This is a genomic window from Streptomyces sp. NBC_00631 (assembly GCF_045206895.1).
Lineage (GTDB): Bacteria > Actinomycetota > Actinomycetes > Streptomycetales > Streptomycetaceae > Streptomyces.
Map to the genome: position 1 here is coordinate 6,290,283 of NZ_CP107734.1, position 23,647 is coordinate 6,313,929.

At 71.8% G+C, this 23,647-nt stretch carries 21 protein-coding genes; 11 read left to right on the forward strand and 10 right to left on the reverse strand.

The window, feature by feature from the left end:
• Positions 1–118 precede the first annotated feature (118 nt).
• The 6 genes from dacB (at position 119) to folE (ending at position 8,020) form a co-directional block, all read left to right on the forward strand.
• On the forward strand, positions 119–1,735 hold the full coding sequence (gene dacB, locus OHB00_RS28865) for a D-alanyl-D-alanine carboxypeptidase/D-alanyl-D-alanine-endopeptidase (protein WP_406438918.1): 1,617 nt from the start codon (positions 119–121) through the stop codon (positions 1,733–1,735).
• 248 nt (positions 1,736–1,983) lie between these two features.
• A complete protein-coding gene (locus OHB00_RS28870) occupies positions 1,984–3,117 on the forward strand; it encodes a zinc-dependent metalloprotease (RefSeq protein WP_406438920.1) in 1,134 nt (377 codons plus the stop codon).
• Positions 3,118–3,307: 190 nt separating this feature from the next.
• Complete coding sequence (gene tilS / locus OHB00_RS28875; RefSeq protein ID WP_406438922.1) at positions 3,308–4,402, forward strand: tRNA lysidine(34) synthetase TilS; 1,095 nt, start codon at positions 3,308–3,310, stop codon at positions 4,400–4,402.
• 66 nt (positions 4,403–4,468) lie between these two features.
• Complete coding sequence (gene hpt, locus OHB00_RS28880) at positions 4,469–5,029, forward strand: hypoxanthine phosphoribosyltransferase (RefSeq protein WP_093500061.1); 561 nt, start codon at positions 4,469–4,471, stop codon at positions 5,027–5,029.
• Positions 5,030–5,238: 209 nt separating this feature from the next.
• On the forward strand, positions 5,239–7,278 hold the full coding sequence (gene ftsH, locus OHB00_RS28885) for an ATP-dependent zinc metalloprotease FtsH (protein WP_406438923.1): 2,040 nt from the start codon (positions 5,239–5,241) through the stop codon (positions 7,276–7,278).
• 136 nt (positions 7,279–7,414) lie between these two features.
• Entirely contained in the window at positions 7,415–8,020 is a 606-nt protein-coding gene (folE, locus tag OHB00_RS28890) for a GTP cyclohydrolase I FolE (protein WP_406438925.1), read from the forward strand.
• 19 nt (positions 8,021–8,039) lie between these two features.
• Here folE and OHB00_RS28895 read toward each other — a convergent pair whose 3' ends face one another.
• From OHB00_RS28895 to OHB00_RS28920, 6 genes are all read right to left on the reverse strand, one after another.
• The gene (locus OHB00_RS28895; RefSeq protein WP_406438926.1) at positions 8,040–8,528 is read right to left on the reverse strand and encodes a DUF3180 domain-containing protein; all 489 of its coding nucleotides are present in this window, start codon (positions 8,526–8,528) and stop codon (positions 8,040–8,042) included.
• Between the two features lie 50 nt (positions 8,529–8,578).
• Complete coding sequence (gene folK, locus OHB00_RS28900) at positions 8,579–9,190, reverse strand: 2-amino-4-hydroxy-6-hydroxymethyldihydropteridine diphosphokinase (RefSeq protein WP_406438928.1); 612 nt, start codon at positions 9,188–9,190, stop codon at positions 8,579–8,581.
• Positions 9,187–9,546, reverse strand: a complete 360-nt coding sequence (gene folB / locus OHB00_RS28905) for a dihydroneopterin aldolase (protein WP_362592893.1) — start codon at positions 9,544–9,546, stop codon at positions 9,187–9,189. Before folB ends, folK begins: the two co-directional genes overlap by 4 nt.
• A gap of 296 nt (positions 9,547–9,842) precedes the next feature.
• Positions 9,843–10,346, reverse strand: coding sequence for a nuclear transport factor 2 family protein (locus OHB00_RS28910; protein WP_406438930.1), 504 nt, complete (start codon positions 10,344–10,346; stop codon positions 9,843–9,845).
• Positions 10,343–11,269 carry a dihydropteroate synthase gene (gene folP, locus OHB00_RS28915; RefSeq protein WP_406438932.1) on the reverse strand — a complete coding sequence of 309 codons (927 nt, stop codon included), beginning with the start codon at positions 11,267–11,269 and terminating at the stop codon, positions 10,343–10,345. Before folP ends, OHB00_RS28910 begins: the two co-directional genes overlap by 4 nt.
• 100 nt (positions 11,270–11,369) lie before the next feature.
• Positions 11,370–13,181: a phosphatidylglycerol lysyltransferase domain-containing protein gene (locus OHB00_RS28920; RefSeq protein WP_406438934.1), complete on the reverse strand. Its 1,812-nt coding sequence runs from the start codon at positions 13,179–13,181 to the stop codon at positions 11,370–11,372.
• A 224-nt stretch (positions 13,182–13,405) separates the two neighbouring features.
• On the opposite strand from OHB00_RS28920, the gene OHB00_RS28925 reads away from it, so the two are divergent.
• Together OHB00_RS28925 and OHB00_RS28930 are read left to right on the forward strand one after the other, a co-directional pair.
• Entirely contained in the window at positions 13,406–14,533 is a 1,128-nt protein-coding gene (locus OHB00_RS28925) for an alpha/beta hydrolase (protein ID WP_406438936.1), read from the forward strand.
• Between the two features lie 97 nt (positions 14,534–14,630).
• Entirely contained in the window at positions 14,631–15,827 is a 1,197-nt protein-coding gene (locus tag OHB00_RS28930) for a hypothetical protein (RefSeq protein ID WP_406438937.1), read from the forward strand.
• A 271-nt stretch (positions 15,828–16,098) separates the two neighbouring features.
• Here OHB00_RS28930 and OHB00_RS28935 read toward each other — a convergent pair whose 3' ends face one another.
• Both OHB00_RS28935 and OHB00_RS28940 read right to left on the reverse strand, forming a co-directional pair.
• Positions 16,099–17,430, reverse strand: a complete 1,332-nt coding sequence (locus tag OHB00_RS28935; RefSeq protein WP_406438939.1) for a PH domain-containing protein — start codon at positions 17,428–17,430, stop codon at positions 16,099–16,101.
• Complete coding sequence (locus OHB00_RS28940) at positions 17,427–17,930, reverse strand: PH domain-containing protein (protein ID WP_406438940.1); 504 nt, start codon at positions 17,928–17,930, stop codon at positions 17,427–17,429. Before OHB00_RS28940 ends, OHB00_RS28935 begins: the two co-directional genes overlap by 4 nt.
• 31 nt (positions 17,931–17,961) lie before the next feature.
• Here OHB00_RS28940 and OHB00_RS28945 point away from each other — a divergent pair, with 31 nt between their 5' ends.
• Positions 17,962–19,113: an NADH-quinone oxidoreductase subunit D gene (locus OHB00_RS28945; RefSeq protein WP_406438942.1), complete on the forward strand. Its 1,152-nt coding sequence runs from the start codon at positions 17,962–17,964 to the stop codon at positions 19,111–19,113.
• Between the two features lie 52 nt (positions 19,114–19,165).
• Here OHB00_RS28945 and OHB00_RS28950 read toward each other — a convergent pair whose 3' ends face one another.
• Positions 19,166–20,188 (reverse strand): SAM-dependent methyltransferase, encoded by a 1,023-nt coding sequence (locus tag OHB00_RS28950; protein WP_406438944.1) that lies wholly within the window; start codon positions 20,186–20,188, stop codon positions 19,166–19,168.
• A 118-nt stretch (positions 20,189–20,306) separates the two neighbouring features.
• On the opposite strand from OHB00_RS28950, the gene OHB00_RS28955 reads away from it, so the two are divergent.
• On the forward strand, positions 20,307–21,512 hold the full coding sequence (locus tag OHB00_RS28955; protein WP_406438946.1) for a sensor histidine kinase: 1,206 nt from the start codon (positions 20,307–20,309) through the stop codon (positions 21,510–21,512).
• 97 nt (positions 21,513–21,609) lie between these two features.
• A complete protein-coding gene (locus OHB00_RS28960) occupies positions 21,610–22,284 on the forward strand; it encodes a response regulator (protein WP_406438948.1) in 675 nt (224 codons plus the stop codon).
• Between the two features lie 115 nt (positions 22,285–22,399).
• Here the strand turns inward: OHB00_RS28960 and OHB00_RS28965 are convergent, their stop codons facing one another.
• Entirely contained in the window at positions 22,400–23,590 is a 1,191-nt protein-coding gene (locus tag OHB00_RS28965) for a threonine aldolase family protein (protein ID WP_406438950.1), read from the reverse strand.
• Positions 23,591–23,647: the final 57 nt, after the last annotated feature.

Below are 23,647 nucleotides of genomic sequence, written 5' to 3' on the forward strand. Positions count from 1 at the left end.
CTCCTCCATGATCAACACATAGTTCTGGTGGTTAAGTGTCCCTCACGCAGGTGTGTGATCGCGAAAGGGGCTGGTGGTCGTGCCAGAGCTGAGGCCTTGGCAGTCCGCGAAACCGCGTGTGCGGAAGATCGCGGGCGCCCTGCGACCGCGTCTGGCCCGCCTCGCGACCGCCACGAAACCGCAGGTCGCGCGGTTGCGGCAGGCCGTGGGACCGCAGCTCGCACGCGTCACGCACGCGACGGGACCCCGGCTGGCCACCCTGGTCCGCCCCTCTCGGCCTCGGTCCCGGACCCTCAGGACCTGGCAGTACACCGCGGGCGCCGCCACGGCCGGGCTCGCCCTGGCCGCCGGTGTGGTGACCGCGGCGGGCCCCTGGGACGCCGACGGTCAGCGTACGGCCGAGCGGGACCGGGCCGCCGCCCTGGAGCGGACGGGTGGCACAGATCACGGCTCCGGTGCCGACTTCGTCACAGCCGACGGCGAGCCAGGCCCCGCACCCAGCGCCGGATCCGTCCTGACGGGCCTGGGCGCCGCCATGAACACCGTGAAGTCGGCGCCCGCCGGAAAGTCCGCCGGCATCTCCACGACTGCCGTCACGGACCTCCTGCGGCCCCTGCTGGCCTCCACGGCGCTCGGCAGCACCCGCACGGCCGTGGTCGTCGACGTGGCCGGCGGGACGCGCCTGTACGGCGCCGGCGCCGACACGGCGCTCACTCCCGCCTCCACCACCAAGATCGCCACGGCCGTCGCCGCCCTCTCCGCGCTCGGCCCCGACCACCGCATCACCACGCGCGTGGCCCTGGAACCCGGCACCCGGGAGGTCGTCCTGGTCGGCGGCGGCGACCCCACCCTGACCGCCCGCAAGGACGCGGCCGGCTGGGCAGACCTGCGCACCCTCGCCACCGAGACGGCGACATCGCTGACCGCGCGGGGCATCAGGCAGATCACCCTCTCGTACGACACCACGCTCTACTCCGGCCCCGACCTGCACCCCATCGGCGTCAACGACAACCTCGCGCGCGTGAGCCCCCTGATGGCCGACGAGGGCCGCACCGGCGACTCCACCGAGGGACCGGTGACCCGGGTGAGCGACCCGGCGGCCGACGCCGCCCGGAAGTTCGCCGGTTTCCTGAGGGACGCCGGCATCAGGACCTCGTCACCCGGCACCTCCAAGGCCGGCAGCCGGGCCGACACCCTCGCCACGGTCTCCTCGCCTCCGCTCTCCTCGCTCGTCGAGCGCATGCTGACCAACAGCGACAACGACATCGCCGAGGCGCTGGCCCGCCAGACCGCGCTGGCGAGCGGCCAGCCGGCGAGCTTCGACGGGGGAGCGGCCGCCATCGACGCCCAACTCACCAAGCTGGGCCTGCCGATGACCGGCGCCTCCTTCCACGACGGCAGCGGTCTGAACCGCGACGACCGGCTGACCGCGAACCTCCTCACCGCCCTGCTCGTGAAGGCCGCCGACGCCAACCGGCCGGGCCTGCGCGCGGTCCTCACCGGCCTCCCCGTCGCCGGCTTCACGGGTACCCTCACCAGCCGCTACACGGACGGCGCGGCAGGCGTCGTACGCGCCAAGACCGGCACCCTCACCGGCGTCAACACCCTCGCCGGCACAGTCGTCGACAAGGACGGCCGCCTCCTGGCCTTCGCCTTCCTGACCTCCAACACCACCAGCCCGACAGAGGCCCAGGCAGCCCTGGACAGAACGGCGACGGCCCTGGCGGGCCTGTAACCGCCGTCCGCCGCGCCCGTCGTCTCTCAACCACCGTGGGCAGTCGTTCCGCAGGGCGATGGGGTCCCCCCGCGCGAGCGAAGCCGAGCGTGGGGGAGGGCGGGCGCGGCCGGCAGCGCCGGGCAGCCGAAAACCGACCCCGGACCCCGCCCACGTAACCCTCCGCCCCGCCCCACCACACAAGTCACGCCAACCTCACCAACCCCCACGGCCTGCCCCAAGGGGGAGCGCTAACGTACGGTTGACGCATGACGAGCATCGGTGGCGCTGCTTCTTCTGGGATGGTCGACTGGAATCTCGCGGTGGCGACCGCGACCCGGCTCGTGCGGCCGGGCCCCGAGGTGAGCCGCGACGAGGCCCGGGCCATCGTCGCGGAGCTGCGGCGGCACGCGAAAGCCTCGGAGGAGCACGTCCGGGGCTTCACTCGTATGGGCACCGACGACATCCACGACACCCCCGTTCTGGTGGTGGACCGGCCCGGCTGGGTGAAGGCGAACGTCGCCGGGTTCCGGGAGCTCCTCAAGCCGCTGCTGGAGAAGATGCAGGAGCGCCGGTCCGGTACCCCCGGCGGCGCGGTCCTCGGCGCGGTCGGCGGCAAGGTCACCGGCGTGGAGCTCGGCATGCTCCTGTCGTTCCTGTCGTCCAGGGTCCTCGGCCAGTACGAGACCTTCGCCCCCTCCTCCCGCGACCTCCCGGCGGACCAGAACGGCGGCGGCCGGCTGCTGCTCGTCGCCCCGAACATCGTCCACGTGGAACGCGAACTCGACGTGCAGTCCCACGACTTCCGCCTGTGGGTGTGCCTGCACGAGGAGACGCACCGCACCCAGTTCACGGCGGTGCCCTGGCTGCGCGCCCATCTGGAGGGCGAGATCCAGTCGTTCCTGTCGGAGACCGACGTCGATCCGATGACCGTCCTCGAACGCGTCCGGGACGCGGCCCAGTCCCTCGCCGGCGGCCGCCCCGAGGCCGAGGAGGACGACGGCGGACGGTCGTTCGTCGAACTGGTGCAGACCCCCGCGCAGCGCGAGATCCTCGGCCGGCTCACCGCCGTCATGTCCCTTCTGGAGGGCCACGCCGACTTCGTGATGGACGGCGTCGGACCCGCGGTCGTGCCGACCGTCGCCGAGATCCGTGAGAAGTTCCAGCAGCGGCGCGCCAAGGGCGCCTCCCGCCTCGACATGACCCTGCGCAAGCTGCTCGGCCTGGACGCCAAACTCCGCCAGTACCGGGACGGCGAACGCTTCGTGCGGGCCGTCGTCGAGCAGGTCGGCATGGACGGCTTCAACCGGGTGTGGACCTCCCCGAACACCCTGCCCACCAAGGCGGAGATCGCCAAACCGGCGGACTGGGTCGCGCGGGTGCACCGCAAGACCGAGTCGTGAACCAGCGGATGTGTGGTGAACCGAATCCGGCCGACGGCAGGCGAACGCCCTTCCAATCACCCGTCCGAGGGACCGTGAGCGATGGGTAGGCGTGCGATGCTCGGGGAACGGCCCGTTTCTGTCACCATCTACACACTCTGAGTGACCGATCTCGGGTTCACCCCCCGAAACTTCATGAAGGGAACCGGACATGGGTCCCCATCCTGCGGTCGCGGCGATACGCCTGGCGGTCCGCCGCGTCCTCCACGACATCCTCACCGACCAGAGCCGCCTCAGCCGTACCACCGGCGAACGCACCGGCGGTCGCATCACCGCGCGCCTCGCCCGCCCCTTCGGAGACATCCCGGAGCAGACACCGAACGAGCGGACCCCCTCCCCGCTCGTCCTCGTCGCGTGCTCCGGCGGTGCCGACTCCATGGCGCTCGCCTCCGCCCTCGCCTTCGAGGCCCCCAAGCTCGGCATCCGCGCGGGCGGCATCACCGTCGACCACGGCCTGCAGCCGGGCTCCGACCTGCGCGCCGAGGAAGTCGTCCTGCGGTTGCGCGAACTCGGCCTCGACCCGGTCGAGTCCATCACCGTGACCGTCGGCCGCGACGGCGGGCCCGAGGCCGCCGCCCGTGACGCCCGCTACGCCGCCCTCGACGCGGCGCTCGAACGGCACGGCGGCACCGCGGTCCTGCTCGGCCACACCAGAGACGACCAGGCCGAGACCGTCCTGCTCGGCCTCGCCCGCGGCTCCGGCATCCGCTCCCTGTCCGGAATGGCCGCGGTCTCGGGGGCCGGCGGCCGTTACCGCCGGCCGTTCCTCCAGCTGGACCGGCAGACCGCCCGCAAGGCCTGCATGGTCCAGGCACTCCCCGTTTGGGACGATCCTCACAACGCGGACCCGGCGTACACCCGCTCCCGGCTCCGCCACGAGGGCCTGCCCGCCCTGGAGAAAGCCCTCGGCAAGGGCGTCGTCGAAGCGCTCGCCCGCACCGCACAGCTCTCCCGCGACGACGCCGACGCCCTCGACACCTGGGCCAGCCAGGCCGAGGCCTCGGTACGCGACGCCGCGGGCCTGCTGGAGTGCGCCAAGCTCTACGCCCTGCCTCCCGCGGTACGCCGCCGGATCCTGCGCCGGGCCGCCATCGAGGCGGGCGCACCGGCGGGTTCCCTGTTCGCCCGGCACATCGAGGAAGTCGACCGTCTCATCACCGGCTGGCGCGGTCAGGGGGCCATCAATCTCCCCGGCAAAGTCGTCGCCCAGCGCCAGGGTGGCAGACTGGTGATTCGGCAAGGCTGAATCCCGAGCTCCCGGAGTGCTCCTCCGAAGGGCTGGGTAGGCCGGTGGGACGACCGACCGAAAGTGATGCGGGTGGACGCGAAAGACATGGGTGCCGACCTCCAGCAGGTGCTCATCACCAAAGAAGAGATCGACGCGAAGCTGGCCGAGCTGGCCGCGAAGATCGACGCGGAGTACGCGGGCAAGGACCTGCTCATCGTCGGCGTCCTCAAGGGCGCCGTGATGGTCATGGCGGACCTCGCCCGGGCTCTGTCCACCCCCGTCACCATGGACTGGATGGCCGTGTCCTCGTACGGCGCGGGTACTCAGTCCTCCGGTGTGGTGCGGATCCTCAAGGACCTCGACACCGACATCAAGGGCAGGCACGTCCTGATCGTCGAGGACATCATCGACTCGGGCCTGACCCTGTCCTGGCTGATCAACAACCTCGGCTCCCGCGAGCCCGAGACACTGAAGATCTGCACGCTGCTACGCAAGCCGGACGCGGCCAAGGTCGCCATCGACGTCGAGTGGGTCGGCTTCGACATCCCCAACGAGTTCGTCGTCGGCTACGGCCTCGACTACGCCGAGAAGTACCGCAATCTCCCGTTCGTCGGTACGCTCGCGCCTCACGTCTACGGCGGCTGACTCCCCGGCTGATACGCCGGAGGGTCCACTTATGTAAGACGATCGGGAACCCCAGCGGGTTTCGCGCCGTTGGAGCATGCAGAGACGGGTTCACCAGCCGTCCGAGCAGCTTCGTGCGGCTTCGGGCCACAATGCTGGGGTACCGTCAGAAGAACTGTCTTATCAAACTCACTATGGCAGGAGGGACGGGGCGACACCGCTCCGTATGGATGGACGTGAAGCGATACTTCCGTGGGCCGGTCATGTGGATCGTGCTGGCCGTCCTTGCCGTGGTCGTGTTGATGCAGGTCGTCGGCTCGTCCGGCGGCTACAAGACGGTGGACACCGGCCAGGTCGTGGCGGCGATCAATGACAACAAGGTGGAGTCGGCGAAGCTGACCACCGGTGACGAGCAGACCATCAAGGTCACGCTCAAGAACGGCGAGAAGGTCGGCGGCAGCTCGAAGATCCAGGCGAGCTACATCGGCGACCAGGGCGTCACCATCGCCAACACGCTGCAGACCAAGTACCAGGACAAGCAGATCCCCGACGGGTACACCGTCGCGCCGACCAAGCAGAACGCGTTCGTCAGCGTCCTGCTGTCCCTGCTGCCCTTCGTCCTCATCGTGGTCGTCTTCCTGTTCCTGATGAACCAGATGCAGGGCGGCGGCTCCCGGGTCATGAACTTCGGCAAGTCCAAGGCGAAGCTCATCACCAAGGACACCCCGAAGACGACCTTCGCGGACGTCGCGGGCTGCGACGAGGCCGTCGAGGAACTCCACGAGATCAAGGAGTTCCTGCAGGAGCCGGCCAAGTTCCAGGCCGTCGGCGCCAAGATTCCCAAGGGTGTGCTCCTCTACGGCCGTCCCGGCACCGGCAAGACGCTGCTCGCGCGTGCCGTCGCCGGCGAGGCAGGGGTCCCCTTCTACTCGATCTCCGGTTCCGACTTCGTCGAGATGTTCGTCGGTGTCGGTGCCTCCCGAGTGCGTGACCTCTTCGAGCAGGCCAAGGCGAACGCCCCGGCGATCGTCTTCGTCGACGAGATCGACGCGGTCGGCCGCCACCGCGGCGCCGGCCTCGGCGGCGGTCACGACGAGCGCGAGCAGACGCTGAACCAGCTGCTCGTCGAGATGGACGGCTTCGACGTCAAGGGCGGTGTGATTCTCATCGCCGCGACGAACCGGCCCGACATCCTCGACCCGGCGCTGTTGCGCCCCGGCCGTTTCGACCGCCAGATCGCGGTCGACCCGCCGGACCTGCAGGGCCGTCTGGAGATCCTCAAGGTCCACCAGAAGGGCAAGCCGGTCGCGCCCGACGTCGACCTCGCGGCGGTCGCCCGCCGTACGCCGGGCTTCACCGGCGCCGACCTGTCGAACGTGCTGAACGAGGCGGCCCTGCTCACGGCCCGCAGCGACCGCAAGCTCATCGACAACCAGATGCTCGACGAGGCGATCGACCGTGTGGTCGCGGGCCCGCAGAAGCGGACCCGGATCATGTCGGACAAGGAGAAGAAGATCACCGCGTACCACGAGGGCGGCCACGCCCTGGTCGCGGCGGCGTCTCCGAACTCCGACCCGGTCCACAAGATCACCATCTTGTCCCGCGGCCGCGCCCTCGGCTACACGATGGTCCTGCCGGACGAGGACAAGTACTCGACCACGCGCAACGAGATGCTCGACCAGCTCGCCTACATGCTGGGCGGCCGCGCGGCCGAGGAACTGGTCTTCCACGACCCGACCACGGGCGCCGCGAACGACATCGAGAAGGCCACGGCCACCGCTCGCGCGATGGTCACGCAGTACGGCATGACCGAGCGTCTCGGCGCGATCAAGTTCGGCGGCGACAACACCGAGCCCTTCCTCGGCCGTGAGATGTCCCACCAGCGCGACTACTCGGAAGAGGTCGCCGCCCTGGTGGACGAGGAAGTCAAGAAGCTGATCGAGAACGCGCACAACGAGGCCTGGGAGATCCTGGTCGAGAACCGTGACGTCCTCGACAACCTGGTGCTCCAGCTCCTGGAGAAGGAGACGCTGGGCAAGGAGGAGATCGCCGAGATCTTCTCGGCGCTCCACAAGCGGCCCGCCCGGCCCGCCTGGACCGGCTCCTCCCGTCGTACGCCGTCCACCCGCCCGCCGGTGCTCTCCCCGAGGGAGCTCGCACTGACCAACGGGGCGAACGGCTCGACGCCGGCGATCAGCACGGTGAAGTCCACGGCGGCCGAGTCCGCCCCGGCGGTCGAGAAGGCCCCGGAGGACCGTCCCGAGAGCTGATTCACACCGGTCTCACCTGGCTCGGAATGGATGCCGCGCCCCCCAGGATCTAGCCTGGGGGGCGCGGCATTTCGGTATGCCCGCACATGAGGCGCGCGGCCCACACGCGCTCACCCGAAGGAACGAGGCACCTCAGATGACCGACCCCGTGACCCTGGACGGCGACGGCGCCATCGGCGAGTTCGACGAGAAACGCGCCGAGAACGCCGTACGCGAACTCCTCATCGCGGTCGGCGAGGACCCGGACCGCGAGGGTCTGAGGGAGACTCCGGCGCGGGTGGCGCGGGCCTATCGCGAGCTGCTGGCCGGGAACCACCAGCAGCCCGAAGAGGTCCTGACGACGACGTTCGATCTCGGCCATGACGAGATGGTCCTGGTCAAGGACATCGAGATCGTCAGTCTCTGCGAGCATCACATGCTGCCGTTCCACGGGGTGGCCCATGTCGGCTACATCCCGGCGGATTCCGGCAAGATCACGGGTCTGTCGAAGCTCGCGCGCCTGGTCGAGGTGTTCGCCCGCCGGCTGCAGGTGCAGGAACGACTCACCACGCAGGTCGCGGACTCGCTCATGCGGATCCTTGAGGCCCGGGGCGTGATCGTCGTGGTCGAGGCCGAGCACATGTGCATGTCGGTGCGCGGAATCCGCAAGCCGGGAGCCAAGACGACGACGTCGGCGGTCCGTGGCCAGCTCCGGGACGCGACGACCCGCGCCGAGGCGATGAGCCTGATACTGGCGCGCTGACCCGCCGGGGCGGCGGGGCTCAGGCCACCGGCTCGGCCCCGCTGTGGTTGTCGTCGTCGTCCTCAGGGAGCCTGCACACCCGTTCCAGGAAGAGGGCCGCCGCTATCACGGCGATGCCGGCGACGACCGAGAAGGCCGCGTAGAGGGCCTGGTCGCGGCGGGTGGGGAGGTCGAGGAGTTCCAGCAGGAAGACGCCCGTGCCGCCGTACATGCCGGCGACCAGGGCCGCGACCAGGGCGCTCGCCTGACCGAAGACGACCGCGCGGGCCGCCATCAGGGGGTCGACGCCCTTGGCGCCGGGACGGCGCTCGCGCTGGGCCCTGAGCCGGGCGCGCAGGGAGAGTGCCGTGGAGAGCAGGACCACGGCGATCAGGGCGAGGACGATCGGGGCGGCCACCGGCACGCTCGGCAGGGTCCCCACCGCGTTCCACAGGCGGGCGCCTGCCCAGGACAGCACTCCGGCCACGACGAAGACGCCGGCCAGCACCCTGATCCGCAGCTCTTTCACTGTGTTCCTTCAGCTCCCCCGCAGCGATGTGGTCGTCTCGACCTTAACGACTACTCGGGCAGTCGGAGTTCCAGGTCCCCGCGGGCTTCCACGCCGTGCCGGGTGACGGCGGCCAGCAGCTCCGCGACCGTGCCGCGGCCGGGCAGCAGGGCCTCGGGGTCGACGTCGTACCAGGGCGCGAGCACGAAGGCGCGCTCGTGGGCGCGCGGGTGCGGGAGGGTGAGCCGCGGGTCGTCGGAGACGACGTCGGCGTAGGCGACGATGTCGACGTCGAGGGTGCGCGGGCCCCAGCGCTCGTCCCGCACCCGGTTGAACGCCTCCTCGACCGCGTGCGCCCGCTCCAGCAGGGAGGACGGCGGAAGGGTGGTCTTGAGCACCACGACCGCGTTGTAGTACGTCGGCTGGCTGCCGGGCTCGACGCCCCACGGCTCCGTCTCGTACACCGGCGACACGGCCTTGATGCGGACGCCCGGGGTGTCCTCCAGGGCGTCGATGGCGCCCTGGAGGGTCTCCAGGCGGTTGCCGAGGTTGGAGCCGAGGGCGACCACGGCGCGTTTGGGATTGGACAGGGTGGTGTCGGCGGCGTCCACCTGCTCGACGACGGAGGCGGGCACCGGCTGTACGGTCGGGTCGCTGGGACCCCGCAGGGAGGATGCGGTCATACTCGGCTCCGGGTGATGGTGACGGTGACGTCGTCGAAGGGGACGGTGATGGGCGCGTCCGGCTTGTGGACCTGGACCTCGACCTCTCTTACCCCTTCGTGCTTGAGGCAGACCTGGGCGATCCGCTCGGCGAGCGTCTCGATCAGGTTCACCGGCTCCCCCTCGACCACGGCGACGACCTCCTCGGCCACGATGCCGTAGTGCACGGTCTTCGCCAGGTCGTCGTCGGCGGCCGCCGGCCGGGTGTCCAGGCCGAGGACGAGGTCCACGATGAAGGTCTGGCCCTCCTCGCGCTCCTTGGGGAAGACACCGTGGTGCCCACGGGCCCTCAGGCCGCGCAGCGCGACACGATCCACGCGAATCACTCCTGCAATCGTCGGTGTGGCGGCCGGGCGGCATCGCGTGCGGGCGATCGACCGGCTTCACATGAATCTACCTGCGGGCACTGACGGAGCCGGGGTACGGGGCGCGCGGGCCCGGCGGGGTGCGCCAGGGTTCATCGCGTGTTTCCCCTGGAGAACCCGGCGGCTCATGGGCCGGTCGCCGTACCTACTCGCGAGTTCGTGATTCCAGCCACTTCTTGCTCCGCGAGGGGCAGCGGGGCACCCGCGGGGCTTCCCGACGGGGTTCCCGCGCTCAGGAGGGCGTGGCGTCAGGAGGGCGTGTCGTCCTCCTCGTCCTCGTCGGTCTCGGAGAGCACCGGGGAGGCGTGATGGGACCAGAGCTTCCAGCCGTCCTGGGTGCGCCGGAACACGTTCGTCGCGACGACCAGCTGTCCCACCAGCGGGCCGAGCTCCTGGCCGCCCTCGGGGGCCGGGCCGCCGCTGAGGATGTTCTCGGTGCAGGTCACCAGGGCGGTGTCGCCGGTCACGGAGACGTGCACGTCGGTGAGGAAGAACTGGATGTAGTCGGTGTTCGCCATGATCAGCGCGTAGGACCGCAGGACTTCGCCGCGGCCGGTCAGCACCGGCCAGCCCGGGTGCACGCAGGAGATCACGCCGCTGTCGGCCGGGTCGTGGTACTGCTCGTCGACGCCCAGGTCGGCGGGGGTGAGCCAGAGGGAGGAGACCGTCTCGAAGTCGCCGTTCTCCAGTGCCTCGTAGAAGGCGGTGTTGGCGGCCTCGACGTGCTCGACGTCGGTATGGGGGGCGCTCACCGGGCTCCTTCTGCACGGTGGGAAGCGTGCTGCGCGGCCTGCGCGCCCGGCGCGTTCGTCCCGGCGCGTGCCTCCTCTATGGCGCGCGCGACCCGCACCGCGTCCGCAGTGGCGCGTACCTCGTGCACGCGCACCGCCCACGCGCCGGCGTGCGCCGCGAGCGCCGAGACGGCGGCCGTCGCCGCGTCGCGCTCCCGGGCAGGCGGGGGCGCCCCCTCGGGTCCGGCCAGGACCCGGCCGAGGAACCGCTTGCGGGAGGCGGCGACGAGCAGCGGGTGGCCCAGGGCGTGCAGCCGGTCGAGGTGGGCGAGCAGGGTCAGGTCGTGCTCGGAGTTCTTGGAGAAGCCGAGGCCGGGGTCGACGACGACCCGGTCCGGGGAGATGCCGCCGGCCAGGACGGCTTCCACGCGCGCGTGCAGTTCGTCGAGGACCTCGCCGACGACGTCGTCGTACACGCCCTTGACGTTGCCGCCCTCCAGGAAGCCGCGCCAGTGCATGACGACGAAGGGGGCGCCGGAGTCGGCGACGACGGGGATCATGTCGGGGTCGGCGAGGCCGCCGCTGACGTCGTTGACGAGGGCGGCGCCGGCGGCGAGCGCCTGCCGGGCGACGGAGGCGCGCACGGTGTCGACGGAGACGACGACGCCTTCGGCGGCGAGGCCGCGGACGACCGGGACGACCCGGCGCAGTTCCTCGTCCTCGTCGACGCGGGTGGCGCCGGGGCGGGTGGACTCGCCGCCGACGTCGACGAGGTCGGCGCCCTCGGCGACCAGGACGAGACCGTGCTTGACGGCGGCGGTCGTGTCGAACCAGCGGCCGCCGTCGGAGAAGGAGTCGGGGGTGACGTTCACGACCCCCATGACGGCGCACCGGTCCCATGCCGGAAGCCCTGTCACCTGGCCACGTCCGCTGTGGTTGCTCATACGTTCAGCGTAGGCCCAGGGTCCCGCGGTCAGCCCCCGTGGCCCGAGCGGCGCCCCCGGGCTGGAGGGGGAGGGGCGTCCGCTCGGGCCGGTCATGGGGTCAGGCCGCTCGTATCTCCTGTTCGGCGAGGCTGTGGGCGCACGGGCGGGAGACGGGCGGCCGGCGGCGCAGGAAGCGCGGCAGCGGCAGGGCGAGGCTGACGAAGCCCTCGGCCTGCATGGCGGCGAGACCGATGCGCGGGAGGTCGCCGGAGGCCCGGTAGACCACGAAGCGCGGCTCCCAGCGCGGCTGGAACTTCGCGTTGAACTTGTACAGCGACTCGATCTGGAACCAGCGCGAGAGGAACACCAGCAGTCCGCGCCAGGCGCGCAGCACCGGTCCCGCGCCGATCTTCTCGCCGCGTGCGAGCGCCGAGCGGAACATCGCGAAGTTGAGCGAGATCCGGGTGATGCCGAGCTTCGGGGCGCCCTGGAGGGCGGCCACGATGAGCAGTTCGTTCATCCCGGGGTCGGCCGAGCGGTCGCGGCGCATCAGGTCGAGGGAGACGCCGTCGGTGCCCCAGGGCACGAAGTGCAGGATCGCCTTGAGGTCGCCGTAGGGACCGGGCGTCTCGTCCGCCTTGTGGGCGGTGGCGATCAGGCAGTCGCCGTCGGCGGGGTCGCCGATGCGGCCGAGCGCCATCGAGAAGCCGCGCTCGGTGTCGGTGCCGCGCCAGTCCTCGGCGGCCCGGCGGATGCGGTCGAGCTCTGCCTCGCCGACGTCACGGATGCGCCGTACCCGGGTTTCGTAGCCGGCCCGCTCGATGCGCTTGACCATCTGGCGCACGTTGCGCATCGCGCGTCCGGCGAGCGAGAAATCCGCCACGTCCACCACCGCCTCGTCGCCCAGTTCGAGGGCGTCCAGGCCGGTCTCACGGGTCCACACCTCGCCGCCCGTCTCCGAGCAGCCCATGACGGCGGGGGTCCAGGAGTGGGCCTTGGCCTCGTCCATGAAGCGTTCGATGGCGCCGGGCCAGGCCTCGACGTCGCCGATCGGGTCGCCGCTGGCGAGCATCACGCCGGAGACGACGCGGTAGGTGACCGCCGCCTTGCTGCTGGGGGAGAAGACGACCGCCTTGTCGCGGCGGAGCGCGAAGTGGCCGAGGGAGTCGCGCGCGCCGTGCTTCTCCAGGAGGGCGCGCAGCCGCGACTCGTCCTCCTCGGTGAGGCGTGCGGCGGGGTGTTCGGGGCGGAAGGCCAGGTAGACGGTGGTGACCGCGGTGATCAGACCGAGGGCGCCGAGCGAGAAGGCGACCGTCCAGGAGGTGGACCCCTCGTAGTCGACGGGACCCTCGAAGCCGAACAGGCCGTACAGGACGTGCGTGATCCGGTCGGCCAGGCTCGGGTCGCCGATGGTGCGCTTCGGGTGGGCGCTGACGACGACCAGGCCGAGCGCGAGCGAACCGGCGCTCATGAGCACGAAGTTGGCGAGCGCGCGCCACCGGCTGCGCGGGTCGGGCAGCGCCTTGAACTCGTCGCGGTGGATCACCAGCGGCACGAACAGCGCCAGTGAGATCAGCGCGCCGATGACCGAGTGCCGGTACACGAACTGCGACACGGCGCCGGCCGGCAGCAGCGCGACCGCGGCCCGCCAGGCCCGGCGCTTGCGCCGCTTGAGCCCGTGCGCGAGCAGCAGCAACAGCACGCCGACGCTGAGCGAGAGCGCGGCGGCGAACGGGCCGAGCGAGCCGGGCAGTACCTCCGCCATGGCGTGCATACGGCTGTGCCGGAAGCGTGGGAACACCCCCGCCGCGATGTCCAGGACGCCTACGACCGCGCACGCCCTGCCCACCAGAGCGGGGACGGCATCGGGGCGCGGGCCACGGACTATGCGCCGCGCCCGGCCTGATCGGCTCGGAACCTCGCCCGACATTTCCCCATCTATCCTGACAGACATCGCATCCCGTAGTTCTGCGAGAGACCTTGAATCCGGGCCCGATTGGGGCATCCGGCGACATTGCGCCCTCTAGGACGGTGTCTCGGGGGGAGAGGTTCACTCCCCACCGGAAAGCCGGTTAAAAGGCCAGGGAAAGCCCGGGGCAAGACTCGCTCAAAGCGGCGGGGGTCACGGGGGAAAGCGCAGGCAGGAAGCACCTCATGGGTCTCACGAGCGATAAAATGCTGGCGTTGGCGATCTTGTTCGCCGTACTGCTGTTCGTAGGCACGCTGTGGCTGTGGCCCCGGCTGGCCCGCCGGAACTGGCGGGCCGTCAGCGGCCGCGCCGGCCTTTTGCTGGCCACCCAGTTGGCGCTCTTCGCGTGCCTGGGGATAGCCGTCAACCAGGCTTTCGGTTTCTACGCGAGCTGGGGGGACCTGCTCGGCACGGAGACCGACCAGGGCGTCGTCGTCGACCACACGGCGGGCGCCCCGGCCGGTGCTCCGCTCCACGTGGTGTCCATCTCCGAGGTGCACGGCATGGGCGGCTCGCTGCCCCGTACAGCCGGTCAGATCCAGCAGGTCGACATCGTCGGCCGTACGACGCACATCGCCACGCCCGCGTACGTGTACCTGCCGCCGGAGTACTTCCAGCAGCAGTACCGCACGCGTACGTTCCCGGTGGTGGTCGTCCTCAGCGGCTATCCGGGCACCGCGCGGGCGCTGGTCGACAAGCTGCACTACCCGCGCACCGCCCAGCACCTGGTCCGGGACGGGAAGATGCGGCCGGCGATCCTGGTGATGCTGCGGCCCACGGTCGCGCCGCCCAGGGACACCGAGTGCGTGGACGTCCCGCACGGCCCGCAGACCGAGACCTTCTTCGCCAGGGACCTGCCCGACGCCGTACGCGCGCACTACCGGGCCACCGTGAAGCGGGGCGGCTGGGGGATCGTCGGCGACTCGACGGGCGGCTACTGCGCACTCAAGCTCGCGATGCACCACCCCGGCGTCTACGGGGCCGGCGCCGGACTCTCCCCGTCGTACAAGGCGCCCCTGGACGCCACGACCGGCGACCTCTTCCAGGGCGACCGGAATCTCCAGAACCGCGCGGACCTCTGGTGGTTCCTCGCGCACGAGCCCGCCCCGGACACCTCCCTGCTGGTCACCAGCAGCAAGGTCGGAGAAACCAACTACAAGGCAACGCTGAAATTCATCGCGAGCGTGGAGGCCACGAAGCTGACCCGGATCTCCTCGATCATCCTCGACAGCGGCGGCCACAACTTCAATACCTGGCGCCGCGAGATCCCCGCGACGCTCCAGTGGATCAGCGGCCGATTGGGCGATCACTGAGTCCCTGCCCTGCCGATACCGGGTGAAGGCTTCGTTGTCGCTGTGTTTTTACGGCCCGGGGCACCACGATTCGCCTACGCGCGGTAAGTTTCTGGCCATGCCACGTGGACGCCACCGTCATTCCCCGCCTTTGCACAGGCTGTTGCCTCCTTCGGCGATCGCCGGTGTCTCCCTCGTCTGCGCCCTGGGCCCCTGGCTGTTCTCCCAACCGACGGCGCTGCGCACCCTGGCCGCGATAGCCGCGGCCACCGCGGTCGTCGGTGCCGCCGTCATGCGGCGCTGGGACAGCGAGGCGGGCAAGCAGGTGGCCGACCTGTCACGCGCGCGTGCGAGCGACGAGTGGCGCCACGAGGAGCGGATCGCCGAGCTGGAGACCGACCTGGAGGAGTCGCGGGAGCTGCGCGCCAAGCTGGAGCAGCGGCTGCGCGCGAAGCGGGCGGAACTGGCGGGACTGCGCAACGAGCACGCGTCCCTGCTGCGCCGCTACGCCACGGCCGAGACCGAGCGGGCGAGCGCCCTGGAGGGCCGCCGCCTGCTGGAGATCGAGGCCGGCGCGCCGTCGAACGCCCTGCCGGCCGCCCGGAGCGCCCAAGAGGCGGAGAAGCCGGCGGCCGTCGAGGAGAAGGCCGAGGAGCTGACGGTCGAGGAGACGGCTCCCGCCATCTTCTCGCCGGAGGGTTCCAAGCTGTTCCTGCGGGCCAAGGTGGCACTGGCCCGGTTCGACGAGAAGGACGCTTCGGCGGCCGGGGCCGACGCGTCCACCGCGTCCACCGAGGGCACGGCGGGGACGGCCGCCGGGCCCGAGACCCCGAAGGGCGAGACCGCGCCGGAGGACGAGGCGCAGGGGCAGCCCGAGGCGGCCGACGGGCACGCGCGCGCGGCCGCCGCCACCACGGCCGAGCCGGAGGACACCGCCCCGGCAGCACCGGAGCAGGACGCCCACCCCACGACGGCACCGTCCGCCAACTCCGTGAAGCCCTCGGGCCATTTCACGGTCCCGACCGCGGTGGCCGTCCTGCCGGCCGCGCCGATCCCGCGCCCGCTGGTCACCGGCGGCTTCGACTTCTTCGGCACCCAGAAGGGCTCGCCGGAAGGCGGCCTGGACTCCATGCACAACGAGGACCTCGCGGACGTCGTCGGCCAGGAGGCCCTCGCGCTCCACAAGGCCGAGTCCGAGGCCGAGTTCAAGCCCGCCGACGCACGCGCGCGGGGCGCCGGCCAGGTCATCGACCTCACCGCGCACGACGAGACGGAGCAGATCAACCTCGGCGGCCTGCGCAGCGCCGCCTCCTGAGGCACCGCCGCCTCCTGAACACGAGGCGATCCTGGGCCGGGGCACCTCGCGGGGTGCCCCGGCCCAAGCCGTTCCGAGGCCGCGCAGCCGTCGGTCGGGTGCGACGCGGTCGTGGCTGAGCGCGCAGTTCCCCGCGCCCCTTCGGGGGCGCCTCGCGCAGCGCCCCTTTAGCGGGGAACAGCGCGACCAGCTCCCGCGCAGCCGCACCCGGCCGACGGCCCGCCGGTCCCCGAACCGTGGCCGGAGGCGTCGCCCCGAGTCGGCCGTCGGGTCATCCGGCCATCCAGCGGTCCGGCCGCGCGGTCCGGCGCCCCGTCCGGGACCGCTCCGCCTGCTCCCGCAGCAGCGACGCGGCCTCCTCGGCGCCCCGTAGACGGGCCGTCACGGTCTTGTCGGCTCCCGTGTCCACGTGAACGTCCGCGAGCCGCCACAGCCGCCCCCAGGGGCCCTGGGTCAGCCGTACGCTCTGCACCTTGGCGTGCGGGACGAGCACGAGGCGCCGGCGCAGCAGCCCGTGCCGCGCCGCGAACACCGCGTCCGTGACCGCGAGCCCGTACCCGCGCCACCACAGGGGCACGCACCACCGGGCCCGCCCCGGCGGCCGCAGCAGCTCACCGGGCACGGTGACGCCGGGCAGCACGCGCGCGACGACCGACTCGGCGACCGCACGCGGGGCGACCGGCACCAGCACCGAGTTCGCCGACCCGGCCACGTCCAGCTCCACCCGCACCCAGCGCAGCGGCCGCCACAGCAGCGGCTCCACGATCCGCACGGTCTGCACCCGCCCCGGCGGCACCGTCTCGTGCGTGCGGTCGAGCAGCCCGTGGTCGATGCGCAGCCCGTCCGGGGACTCGCCCACCGTCCAGTCGTACTCGCCGACGAACCGCCCCACACTGGTCGTGGCCGCCGCGCCGAGCAGCGGCACGGCGGTGGCGAGGACCGTCCACACACTGTGGGTGGCCAGCCAGAGGAACGGCGGAGCGAGGAGGGCGGCGGCCAGGGAGCCCCAGGTGGCGCCCGTCAGCACGATCGAGATCGCGAGCTTGTTCGGGGGCACGCGCATCAGCTCGTGCGCCGGCGCCTCCCCGACCTCGTGCGCCGTCTCGGGCGCGAACCCGGCGGCGCGTGCCAGCAGCTCCGCGCGCAGCCGACGGGCCTCACCCTGGCCCAGGAAGGCGAGCTCGTCCTTCTTGTCGGTGCCCACGACGTCTATGCGCAGCTTGGCGACGCCCGCCACGCGCGCGAGGAGCGGCTGGGTGACGTCGACGGCCTGGATCCGCTCCAGCCGGATGTGCGCGGTGCGCCGGAACAACAGGCCGGTGCGTATGCGCAGTTCGCTGTCGGTCACCGCGAAGTAGGTGAACCACCAGGTGAGGAAGCCGTAGAGAGCCCCCGCCGTGACCAGGACGGCGAGCCCGCCCAGGACCATGGTCGTGGTCAGTTTCGTCAGCTGCTCCTGCGCCTGGTTCGGGTCGTGCACCGCCCAGCCGGTGAGCACCGCGACCGGCGCCCACGCACGCCGGAACGGCGTCACCGGGTGCAGCCGCCGCTCGCCCACGGCCTTGCCCGCGCCGACGGCGCTTTCGACGCCCGGCGTGGTCACAGCCCCGCCGATCGGGCCTCGCCGAGCTCGGTGAGCCGGTCGCGCAGCCGTTCCGCCTCGGCCGGGTCGAGGCCGGGGATCGTCGCGTCGGTGGCCGCGGCCGCGGTGTGCAGCTGCACGCTGGCGAGCCCGAAGTGCCGCTCGACGGGCCCCGAGGTCACCTCCACCAGCTGCATCCGCCCGTACGGCACCACGGTCTCCTCGCGCCACAGCACCCCGCGGGTGATCAGCAGGTCGTCGGCGCGCTCGGCGTACCGCCAGGACCGCCAGTTGCGGCCCAGCAGCACCCAGCCCCACGCCAGCGCGGCCAGCGGCAGCAGCGCGAAGGCCGCCCATCCCGGGCCGGCCAGCAGGCCGAGCAGCAGACCCACGCCGAGAGCGGCCGGCCCCAGCCACACGACGAGCAGCAGCCGGCGCATCCGCAGCAGTCCGGACGGCAGCCCCGTCCAGAACGGTTCGGTCCCCTTCGTCCCGGCGCCGGCCGGGCTCCCCGTCTCCATGACGCCAGCGTACGTAGGAGAGACTGGATCCATGACTCCTACGACGGAGACCACGGTCGGGATCGGCGGCGCCGCGGAGAGCACCGACATGGTGCTCAACATCGGTCCCCAGCACCCCTCCACGCACGGCGTGCTGCGGCTGAAGCTGGTGCTGGACGGCGAGCGGATCATCTCCGCGGAGCCGGTGATCGGCTACATGCACCGGGGCGCGGAGAAGCTCTTCGAGGCCCGCGACTACCGGCAGATCATCATGCTCGCCAACCGCCACGACTGGCTGTCGGCCTTCTCGAACGAGCTGGGCGTGGTCCTCGCCGTGGAGCGCATGCTCGGCATGGAGGTGCCCGTCCGCGCGGTGTGGACGCGCACCCTGCTCGCCGAGCTGAACCGGGTCCTCAACCACCTGATGTTCCTCGGCTCCTATCCGCTGGAGCTCGGCGGGATCACCCCGGTCTTCTACGCGTTCCGCGAGCGCGAGGTGCTGCAGAACGTCATGGAGGAGGTCTCCGGCGGGCGCATGCACTACATGTTCAACCGCGTCGGCGGCCTCAAGGAGGATCTGCCGGCCGGCTGGACCGCACGCGCGCGTGGCGCCGTCTCCGCCGTGCGCTCCCGGATGGACGTCTTCGACGACCTGGTCCTCGGCAACGAGATCTTCCGCGGCCGCACCCGCGGCGTCGGCGCCCTCACGCCGGAGGCCGTGCACGCGTACGGCGTGAGCGGGCCCATCGCCCGCGCCTCGGGCGTCGACTTCGATCTGCGCCGCGACGAGCCCTACCTGGCCTACGACGAGCTCCAGGACACCCTGAAGGTCGTCACCCGCGCCGAGGGCGACTGCCTGGCCCGCTTCGAGTGCCTTCTGGAGCAGACCCACAACGCCCTGGAGCTGGCCGACGCCTGCCTGGACCGCCTCGCCGACCTGCCGCCGGGACCGATCAACCAGCGGCTCCCCAAGGTCCTCAAGGCACCCGAGGGCCACACCTACGCCTGGACCGAGAACCCCCTCGGCATCAACGGCTACTACCTCGTCAGCAAGGGCGAGAAGACCCCGTACCGGCTGAAACTGCGCTCGGCGTCCTACAACAACATCCAGGTCCTGACCGAACTGCTGCCGGGAACGCTGGTGGCGGACATGGTCGCGATCCTCGGGTCGATGTTCTTCGTGGTGGGGGACATCGACAAGTAGGTGGGCGACATCGTCAAGTGGCCGACATCGTCAAGCAGCTGCCGGCAGGCAGTCAGAGCAGTGCGTCCTTGATGCCCACCGGCTGGAGCAGCCAGAGGAAGTCGCCCAGGCCGCCGGGGGCGGTCAGTTCGGCGGCCTCTCCCGCGATCGTGAGGGCGCGCACGTATCCGGCGGGGTGTGTGGAGGCGAGCGTGAGCGGTGGGCGTGCGCCCACCAGGCCGAGGGCGCGCAGGGCGTCGCGCTGTGTGCACAGGAGCGCCTCGGGCAGCCTGAGCGCCGGGTCGAGCGCCGTGCACGCGTCCAGCGCGACGTGCGCCGTGATGTCGCACGCCCCGTCCGGCACGGGAGCCGTGGGCCGTCCCTGGCGGAAGCCGGTCAGCGTCCCGAACGGGGGGCGCGTGGTCAGCGTGTGCGCGTAGTCCACGGCCACCGCGAGCCCCCTCTGGATGCTGGTGACGGCCGACGCCCAGGCCCGGTCCCGCGGCAGCCCGACCTCCGCGCGCTGTCCCGGCTCCGTACCCAGCGGCCACCACCGCGCGAGCCACTGCGCCTCCGCGCCCGCCACGCGCTCGCCGAGCAGCTCGGTGCCGTCCGGCCGGACCAGCACCAGCCGGGGCACCCCGGCCGCGTCCACCTCGGCGACCTCGACCGGCACGTTGTCCAGCCACTCGTTGGCGAAGAGCAGCCCGGTGACCGTGCGCGGGAGCTCGGTCAGCCAGGTGATCCGGTCGGGCAGGCCCGGCGGGCGGTCGGCGAGCTCGACGGCGTACGCACGCACGCGTGCCGCCACGTCCGCGGGCAGCGCCGCGAGCACACCGGTGACCAGCTCGCCCCGGCCGGCGCCCATGTCGACGAAGTCCAGCGTCTCGGGGCGGCCCAGGGCCTCGTCCACCCGGCACAGCAGCTCGGCCACGGCCTCGGCGAACAGCGGCGAGGCGTGCACCGACGTACGGAAGTGCCCGGCGGGGCCCTCCGGGCGCCGGTAGAAGCCGCCGGGGCCGTACAGGGCCGCCTCGGTGGCCGCACGCCAGCCACGTGCGTCATCGGCCGTCTCTCGCGTCGCCTCATCCGTCACCGGCCCAGACTAGGCGCACAGGTGATCACCTTCTCCACCTTGCGGAGTACGCGTGCGTAACAGGGATCGGCCCTCCGGTTGACCCCTGCACCTGTCGCGCTTCCCTACGCTGGGTTACGTGCAGCGCCTCTATGACTTCCTCCGCAGGCACCCGACATGGGTCGACAGCTTCTGGGCTGTCGTCCTGTTCGGGATTTCCGCCGCGAGCACCTGGAAGCTCGGGGCGGATCAGGGGCACCACGGACCAAGGGCCGCCATGCTGGCCGTGTCCGTCGTGATGAGCGTCGTCATCGCGCTGCGCCGTCGTTTCCCCGAGCAGATGCTGATGCTGGCCGCGGCCACCGGCCTGGCCCAGCTGGTGCTGGACGTGGAGACGACCGCCGCCAACTTCGCCATGCTGGTGATCGTCTGCACGAACGCCGCCGTCGGCGCACGCTGGGCGTCCCGGTTCGGCCTCTACGCCGGGCTGTGCGCGGCGCCCCTGGCCCAGATCCGGTGGCCTCAGGAGGAGGCGAGTCTCCCGGGGAACCTCGCGATCGTGCTGTTCCAGACGGTGCCGTTCGTGCTCGCCTGGGTGCTCGGCGACTCCATGCGCACCCGCCGCGCCTACTTCGCGCAGCTTGAGGAGCGCGCCGCCCGGCTGGAGAAGGAGCGCGAGGCGCAGGCCAAGGTCGCGGTCGCCGCCGAGCGCGCCCGGATCGCGCGCGAGCTGCACGACGTGGTCGCGCACAACGTCTCCGTGATGGTGGTCCAGGCCGACGGCGCGGCCTACGTCCTCGACGCCGCACCCGACCAGGCGAAGAAGGCCCTGGAGACGATCTCCTCCACCGGCCGCCAGGCCCTCGCCGAGATGCGCCGCCTGCTGGGCGTGCTGCGCACCGGCGAGCACAAGGAGGTCGGCGAGTACGTCCCCCAGCCCGACGTCGAGCAGATCGACGATCTGGTCGAGCAGTGCCGCAGCTCCGGCCTGCCCGTCGACTTCAAGGTCGAGGGCACCCCGCGCCCGCTGCCCAGCGGCGTCGAGCTCACGGCGTACCGGATCGTGCAGGAGGCGCTCACCAACACCCGCAAGCACGGCGGCCCCAACACGGGCGCCAGCGTGCGGCTGGTCTACTTCGACGACGGACTCGGCCTGCTGGTGGAGGACGACGGCAAGGGCGCCCCGCACGAGATGTACGAGGAGGGCGGCGCCGACGGCCAGGGACACGGCCTGATCGGCATGCGCGAACGGGTCGGCATGGTGGGCGGCACCCTCGACGCCGGCCCCCGCCCTGGCGGAGGATTCCGCATCAGTGCCCTGCTGCCGCTCAAACCGGCGCACTGACCCAGACGCACGCCCCCGGTTGACACCTGTCACGCCCCCGGAAAATCCGCGGGAAACCCCTGACAGACGGACGAAAACGGCAACGGAAGAGGACCCGATGACGATCCGCGTGATGCTCGTCGACGACCAGGTGCTGCTGCGCACCGGGTTCCGGATGGTGCTCGCGGCCCAGCCGGACATGGAGGTCGTCGCGGAGGCGGGCGACGGCGTCGAGGCCCTCCAGGTGCTGAAGGCCACCGCCGTGGACGTCGTCCTGATGGACGTGCGCATGCCCAAGCTGGACGGCGTGGAGGCCACCCGGCGCATCTGCGCGGAGCCCGACGCGCCCAAGGTGCTCATCCTGACCACCTTCGACCTCGACGAGTACGCCTTCTCCGGGCTGAAGGCGGGCGCCTCCGGCTTCATGCTCAAGGACGTGCCCCCGGGCGAGCTGCTGGCCGCCATCCGCTCCGTGCACAGCGGCGACGCCGTGGTCGCGCCCTCCACCACCCGGCGCCTGCTCGACCGGTTCGCGCCGATGCTGCCCTCCGCCGGCAAGGAGCACCGGCACCAGGAACTGGACCGGCTCACCGACCGCGAGCGCGAGGTGATGGTGCTGGTCGCGCAGGGCCTGTCGAACGGCGAGATCGCGAGCCGGCTGGTGCTGTCCGAGGCGACCGTGAAGACCCATGTGGGCCGCATCCTGACCAAGCTGGGGCTCCGCGACCGCGTGCAGGTGGTCGTGCTGGCCTACGAGACGGGGCTGGTGCGGGCGGGCGGCGGACACGGTTGAGGTGGGGCCGGGCGCCTGGTGGGGTGCCGGGTGCGGTGAGGGTGCGGGTGCCGGCGGAGTGTGGTTGCTCGCGCCCACGGGGCGGCAGCCGCGCAGTGAACACAGCCCCGCGCCCCTAACGGGGCGCTGAAGGCAACCGCGTTGCGAAGTCCGCGGCCGCTGTTCTCACGTCCTGGGCCGTCCACTTCAGGCCCGCCTCCGTCACCGTCACCTCGGTCATGGACAGGCCTGGGCCCTTGGTCTCCCAGAAGCCGGGGAAGAGGTAGGTGCCGGTATCCTCGGCCTGGCGTACCGCCGTCTCCATCAGCACATCGGGCTCGTACGGCAGCCAGAGCTGGAACTGGTGGGTGTGCGGTTGCTCGGGGTGGACGCGGGACCAGGAGAGCCCGGCCTCGGCGAAGCCCTCGCGCAGGGCCGCGGCGACCACGCGCGCGTGGTGGACGTAGTCCGGGAGGCGGGGCAGCTCGCGCTCCAGGCCGGCGAGGGCGGCCAGGGCGGTCGGGAACTGCTGGAAGATCATTCCGCCGTAGCGGTGGCGCCAGGTCTTCGCCTCCTCGATCAAGGGCTTCGGGCCGGCCAGCGCGGCACCGCCGAAGCCGTCGAGGGACTTGTAGAACGACACGTAGACGCTGTCCGCCAGATCCGCGATCTCGGGCAGGGAGCGCCCGAAGTGGACGGTGGACTCCCACAGGCGCGCACCGTCGAAATGCACCACCGCGTCGCGCTCCCGCGCCGCCTCCACCAGCTCCGTGAGCTCCTCCCAGGAGGGCAGCACGAAACCGGCGTCCCTCAGGGGCAGCTCCAGCATCAGCGCCCCGAAGGGTTCTTCGAAGTCGCGTATCTCCTGGGCGGTGGGGAGCTGGGGCTCGCCGGTGACGCGCACGGTGCGCAGGCCGGCCACCTCGCGCAGGGCGTTGCGTTCGTGCACCTCGGGGTGGGCGAGGGCGTGCAGGGCGACCGTGGGGTTGCCGGTGCGGGCCGCCCAGCAGCGCAGGGCGACCTGCTGGGCCATCGTGCCGGTCGGGAAGAACGCGGCGGCCTCCGTGCCCAGCAGGGCCGCGACGCGCCGCTCCAGGGCCTCGACGATCCCGTTGCCGTAGATGTCCGACGGCTCGTCCAGGTCGTACACCTCGGGGGCCGCCTCCTGGAGCCGCGCGAGGCGTTCGCGCAGCGAGGCCCGCATACCCGCGCGCGAGAGGACGCGGTCGGCCCGCCGGTAGGCGGCGGCGCGCCGCTCTCGCAACTGCTCTTGCGCCGACCGGGGTTCGGTCGGCTGCTCGTCCTGGGCCGTCGCCGTATCACTCATGCCGTGGATGATGCCGTGGCGCGTCGGCCGGGGCACGCGCATTTTCCGGTCCGCCGA